This is a genomic window from Flavobacterium sp., assembly GCF_046155325.1.
Classification (GTDB): domain Bacteria; phylum Bacteroidota; class Bacteroidia; order Flavobacteriales; family Flavobacteriaceae; genus Flavobacterium.
This window is the reverse complement of record NZ_JBJXDQ010000192.1, coordinates 1-5,659: the sequence shown is the minus strand read 5'-3', so window position 1 is coordinate 5,659 and position 5,659 is coordinate 1. Positions and strand designations below refer to the sequence as shown.

At 32.5% G+C, this 5,659-nt stretch carries 5 protein-coding genes; 1 reads left to right on the top strand and 4 read right to left on the bottom strand.

The genetic code is table 11. The annotated features are described in order from the left end of the window. Positions 1-8: 8 nt before the first annotated feature. Positions 9-548, top strand: a complete 540-nt coding sequence (locus ACKVOD_RS12715; protein ID WP_409209841.1) for a dual specificity protein phosphatase family protein — start codon at positions 9-11, stop codon at positions 546-548. 64 nt (positions 549-612) lie between these two features. On the opposite strand, the gene ACKVOD_RS12710 is transcribed toward ACKVOD_RS12715, so the two are convergent. The 4 genes from ACKVOD_RS12710 to purL form a co-directional block, all read right to left on the bottom strand. Further along, entirely contained in the window at positions 613-804 is a 192-nt protein-coding gene (locus ACKVOD_RS12710) for a hypothetical protein (RefSeq protein WP_409209840.1), read from the bottom strand. 128 nt (positions 805-932) lie between these two features. Next, on the bottom strand, positions 933-2,654 hold the full coding sequence (locus ACKVOD_RS12705; RefSeq protein WP_409209839.1) for a 7TM diverse intracellular signaling domain-containing protein: 1,722 nt from the start codon (positions 2,652-2,654) through the stop codon (positions 933-935). Positions 2,655-2,685: 31 nt separating this feature from the next. Continuing rightward, positions 2,686-3,321 (bottom strand): response regulator, encoded by a 636-nt coding sequence (locus tag ACKVOD_RS12700; protein ID WP_409209838.1) that lies wholly within the window; start codon positions 3,319-3,321, stop codon positions 2,686-2,688. Positions 3,322-3,404: 83 nt separating this feature from the next. After that, the coding region (purL, locus tag ACKVOD_RS12695) for a phosphoribosylformylglycinamidine synthase (protein WP_409209837.1) at positions 3,405-5,659 on the bottom strand (2,255 nt) is incomplete at its 5' end.

The following is a 5,659-nucleotide window of genomic DNA, read 5'->3' as shown; positions in this document are numbered from 1 at the left end:
CCGCTGTTTTGATACTAGTAGGGAAGTACGTGTATGATATGAATATCAATCATAATTTCGAAACGATAACCGAAGGAAAAGTCTATAAATCAGGAGTGATTCCGCCTGACGAATTAGAAAGTTATATTAAAGAATACCATATCAAATCGGTGGTCGATTTACGTTTTCCGGGTACAGGCGATGATGTCAATAATCCTGAAATTCCAGCTGAATTGACCGCCGAAAAAGAAGCTATCGAAAAAATAAAAGGCGTAAATTATTTTAATAATGGTTCTGACCAAGTCCCAAAACCTGAAAATCTAAAAACGTTTTTTAGAATCATGGATAATCCCGCCAATTATCCGGTATTGATTCATTGCTATCATGGTGTGGGTCGTGCCGAAATGTACTCGGCTATTTACAGAATCGAATACGAGAACTACACCAACGAAGAAGCGCGAAATAACGTGAGAACCCTTGTAAAATGGAGTTCTTTTGATGATGGTAAACCTAAAGGAGAATTCTTGAAAGGGTATAAATCTAGAAAGGAATTGGAGGAAGGAAAATAATGATTTTCAGTTGAAGCATAAAAAAACTCATTCGAAAGAATGAGTTTTTTTATGCAAATTTCAATTATTCTTTAACTAATTCAAATACCTCACCCTCGGGTGAACCGTATTTTATGGTATTTTTTTTATCAATTAAGGTTCCAATAACTTCATTTGTATTATCACCAGTTCTTGTTTCTTGGGATTTAAAAGTGACAACATTTGAAAAAACGGTGCTATATAGTGTTGAAGGTTCAGGTAATTCATAATCATCCAATACACCATTTCTGTTATAATCAACATGAGCGGTAGACGTCTCGCTACTTACAATGAAAAATAATATAAATTATTAAAAGACAGAATATTGTGTTTCAAATATATTGCAATATAAACTAAAAAAAAAGCCTATTTCTTTTTTGGAATACTCAATTGGATAATGGTTCCTTCATTTTCTACACTATTGATTTCAAAAATTCCATTGTAGTTATGAATTCTCTTTTCAATATTTTCAAGTCCAAATCCTTTTGGGGTTTGGTGCACATTAAAACCAACTCCATCGTCGGTAAATTGAAATCGGTAATTTTTAGAGGAACCATAAAATTCTATAGTTATATGGTTTGATTTTCCATGTTTTATCGCATTATTGATAATTTCTAAACAAATTAGGTACATGTCATAGATCCAGATTTCGTTTATTTTTTCAGGGAAATCATAAGTAAAAAGCTCAATTTTTAAATGTTGTAATCCTGTATTAAGAATATAAATTTGACTTTTTAAACTGTCTAATAATGCTCCATCATCCAGGGATTTGGGTAATATTCGATGTGATATTTCTCTAATATCGGTAGCAAGTTCTTGAATATTGGTATTGGCAAGCGCTATTTTTTCTAGCTTTAAAAGTTGTAGAACATACGCAATTTTACTTCCTAAATCATCGTGAATTATGTTTGCAATATTGCGACGCTCTCTAATTTGTACTTGGGTAATTAAACGAATTGACTTTTCTTTTTCGGCTAAAATTTCAAGATTTAAAGCATTGTTTTTTTGAAAGGTTTCAATATAATTTTTGGTTAATACATACCCAAAAAAAAGAACATCATACAATCCAATATATACCACCAATTCCTCCTGCAAATCGATTTGAACCAAACTAAATGATTTTAAAATAAAAAAAGTTCCCCATAGAAAATGTGGGAGAAAAGCAATGAGAACATAAAGGCTGTTTTTTTTATTTATTTTATAGTTTGTAATTGATGCCAACGTTATTGTTGAAAAAATGATTAAAAAAGCACTGTAGGTGAGATAGAAAAATAATTGTAATAATTTTAAATAATTTATATACAACACCAAAAAACTGGATAGTATTGAAACAAAAATTAAAAGATTACAATAGTAAATAATTTTATGTTTTTGAGGTTGATTCTTTTTTAATTCCAAAAAATCCATCATAAAATAACTTAAACTGATAAACCAAAAACAGGCAGTATAAATTTGCAGTTCACTAAAATATATAAATTCGTTAAATAGTATGTTTTTAAGGTAGTTAGAGATTATTGTAACGTAAAATACAGTAAGAATGGAGTATAAAATATATTTTAAAATCAATTTATTTTTAGTGATAAAATAGAGAATGAAATTGAAAATTAATAAAAAAAGAATACTTCCTAAAAAAAGAGTTATGAAAGATGTTTTTCTCAAGGAACTAATGGATAAATTTTTTTCGTTTTCAAAACTATAAGAAAATTCAAAAAAAGAGATTTCCTTTTTTAATTTAACTTGGATTGTTTTGTTTTCATTAGGCTTTAATGCAATACTGAAACATTGCCCTTTCATAAACGGACTGACAAAATTAGTTCTATCCCCTAATAGCTCTAGTCTATTTCCATCATAAAAAAACAAACTATCAATGTGATTGTTTTCGAAGCACAACCAGGTTTTTACATCATTCTTTAAATCAGTATTTTTTATTTTAAAAACACACCAAATCGATGCATGATTATTATATCCTATACTGATTTTGTTATTTATAAAGGGATGAAAGCTTTTAGTTTTTAATGAAGAAAGAGTATAAGTTGAATTCCAATCAACAGTGTATTCTCCATCAATTTTCAGTTTATCCTTATCCATTGAAAAGGAAAAATTGAAAATTAATAAAACGCTAAGAAAATATATTATTTTCATTTGCAAATTTAATTAGCGAACTATTATTTTTGATTTCTAACTTTCTACCTATGTTTTTACGATGGGTGTCAACCGTATTTTTTGTTATGAATAAAAGTGTTGCAATTTCTTTACTGGTTTTACCTTCAACAATGAATTTAATAATTTGTTTTTCTTGCTTAGATAGCCTGAATTTATTAACTGTAGATTCATCTTTAGAATCAAATTCATTTATAGTTTTTATTTTGTTTTTATTGGTATAAAATGGAGTGTTTTTTTCAGATTCTATAACATCAATAAGTTCTTCTATAGGAGTCTCTTTTTTCAAAAAAGCATCAATCCCAAATTTCTGCGCTTTTTTAATCAAAAAATCTTCATAGTAAGCTGTTAGAATAATAATTTTAGTGTCTTTTAGTGCGTATTTTAACTCTTGTATTAATACAAAACCGTCAACATTGTCAATGTTTAAATCGCAAATAAAAACATCCACTTTATTTTGTTGAATATGGGTCTTACATGATTGTGAATCATTGAATGTAACCACACTATAATGTCCCAAAAATTTATTTAAAATTTCAGATAGTCCATTTAAGAAAAGGGTGTGGTCGTCACAAATAATAATGTTTTTATCCATACATAGCACTATTTATAAAAAATTTAAAATTATAGATGTACATATAAATGTAGGAACCAATTTTTTTTAATTAAAAAAAATGTTTACATTGATTCTTTATCTATCCACAATCTAGCATTTACAAAGGCTTCGTGCCAAGGAGAAACTTCGTCGTTTCTATCTTTTGGATAATGTGCCCAGTTCCACTGAAAAGTAGAACGTTCAATGTGTGGCATCATCACCAAATGTCTTCCAGTTGTATCACATAGCATCGCTGTGTTATAATCAGATCCATTAGGATTCGCAGGATAACTATCATAACCGTATTTTGCAACGATGTTGTAGTTTTCTTCTCCCATTGGCAAATGGAATTTTCCTTCGCCATGCGAAACCCAAACGCCCAAAGTGCTTCCCGCCAAAGTCGACAACATCACCGATTTGTTCTTTTGAATCGTAACTGAAGTAAAAATACTTTCGTGTTTGTGACTGTCGTTGTGCAACATTTTTCCATGTACTTCATGCTCTGGATTAACCAATTCGAGTTCCATAAACAATTGACAACCATTACAAATTCCAACGGATAAAGTATCTTCTCTTTTGAAGAAATTGTCTAAAGCATTTTTAGCCTTTTCGTTGTATAAAAAGGCTCCGGCCCAACCTTTGGCTGAACCCAAAACATCCGAATTCGAGAATCCACCCACAGCACCAATGAATTGGATATCTTCCAGATTTTCACGTCCCGAAATCAAATCGGTCATGTGAACATCTTTTACATCAAATCCTGCTAAGTACATCGCATTGGCCATTTCACGCTCTGAATTGCTTCCTTTTTCACGAATAATGGCTGCTTTTGGAGCCCCACCCCGGCCCTCCCCGAAAGGGAGGGAGCTAGGAGCTTTTCCTGTGAAATGTTTCGGAAAAACAAATTGTAAAGGTTGAGTTGCGTAATTATTGTAACGCTCTTTTGCTGTTCCGTTTTTTGCTTGTTTTTGGTCTAATAAGAAAGAGGTTTTAAACCAAATGTCTCTGTATTTTTTTATGTCGAAAGTCGAAAGTCCAAGGTCTAAAGTATCGTTTGTTGTTACTGAACCAATTTTGAAGAATTCGACATTGTTTTGCTGCAATTTTGCTTCAACCACTTCATCTGAATTGGCTTGGAAAACTACGGCAATATTTTCTGCAAAAAGATATTTGATGATGTCTTTTTCTTCAAAAACTGAGCAATCAATTTTCGCTCCCAAATTCACATCAGCAAAACACATTTCTAATAAACTAGTAATCAAACCACCACTTCCAATATCGTGACCCGCCAAGATTTGATTGTCTAAAATCAATTCTTGTAATGTATTAAACGCATTTTTAAAGAAAGCGGCGTCCTTTATAGTTGGTGCTTCGTTACCAATACTATTTAAAGTTTGTGCCAATGAAGATCCACCCAACTTAAATTCGTCTTGAGATAAGTTGATGTAATATATTGAACCTCCATCTTTTTGCAAAACGGGCTCTACCACTTTTCGAATATCAATACAATTTCCACCTGCCGAAATAATGACCGTTCCTGGCGCAATTACTTCGTCATTTGGATATTTTTGTTTCATTGAAAGCGAATCTTTCCCTGTTGGAATGTTGATTCCCAATTCGATGGCAAAGTCGGAACAAGCTTCAACGGCAGCGTACAAACGAGCGTCTTCACCTTCGTTTTTACAAGCCCACATCCAGTTGGCCGACAATGAAATTCCTTTCATTCCATCTTTGATTGGAGCCCAAACGATATTCGACAAAGACTCGGCAATGGCTGTTCTTGTTCCTGCAACAGGATCAATTAATGATGCGATAGGAGAGTGCCCAATCGAGGTAGCAATTCCTTCTTTTCCTAAATAATCCAAGGCTACCACGCCACAATTGTTCAATGGCAATTGTAATGGTCCGGCACATTGTTGTTTGGCTACTTTTCCGCCCACGCAACGATCGACTTTGTTCGTCAACCAGTCTTTACAGGCTACGGCTTCTAGTTGTAAAACTTGCTCTAAATAAGTAGATATATTTTTTACATCGTATTCTAATGCAGGATAATTGTAATGGATGGTTTTATCCGTCATTACGGTTTTTGGCGAACTTCCGAAGAAATCTTCCAAAGCATAATCCATCGGTTTTAAACCCGTAGTTTTCGATTCGAAAGTAAAACGGTGATCGGCTGTAACGTCACCCACTTGATACATTGGCGAACGTTCCCGGTCGGCAATTTTTTGAAGTAAATCAATGTCTTTTTTGCCAATAACTAATCCCATTCTTTCCTGAGATTCGTTGCCAATAATTTCTTTAGCCGAAAGGGTAGGGTCACCCACGGGCAATTTATCCA

Bases quoted from the DNA above. Each gene is read 5' to 3' on its own strand.
- ACKVOD_RS12700 (WP_409209838.1), bottom strand. From the start codon at position 3,321: ATGGATAAAAACATTATTATTTGTGACGACCACACCCTTTTCTTAAAT.
- ACKVOD_RS12705 (WP_409209839.1), bottom strand. From the start codon at position 2,654: ATGGATAAGGATAAACTGAAAATTGATGGAGAATACACTGTTGATTGG.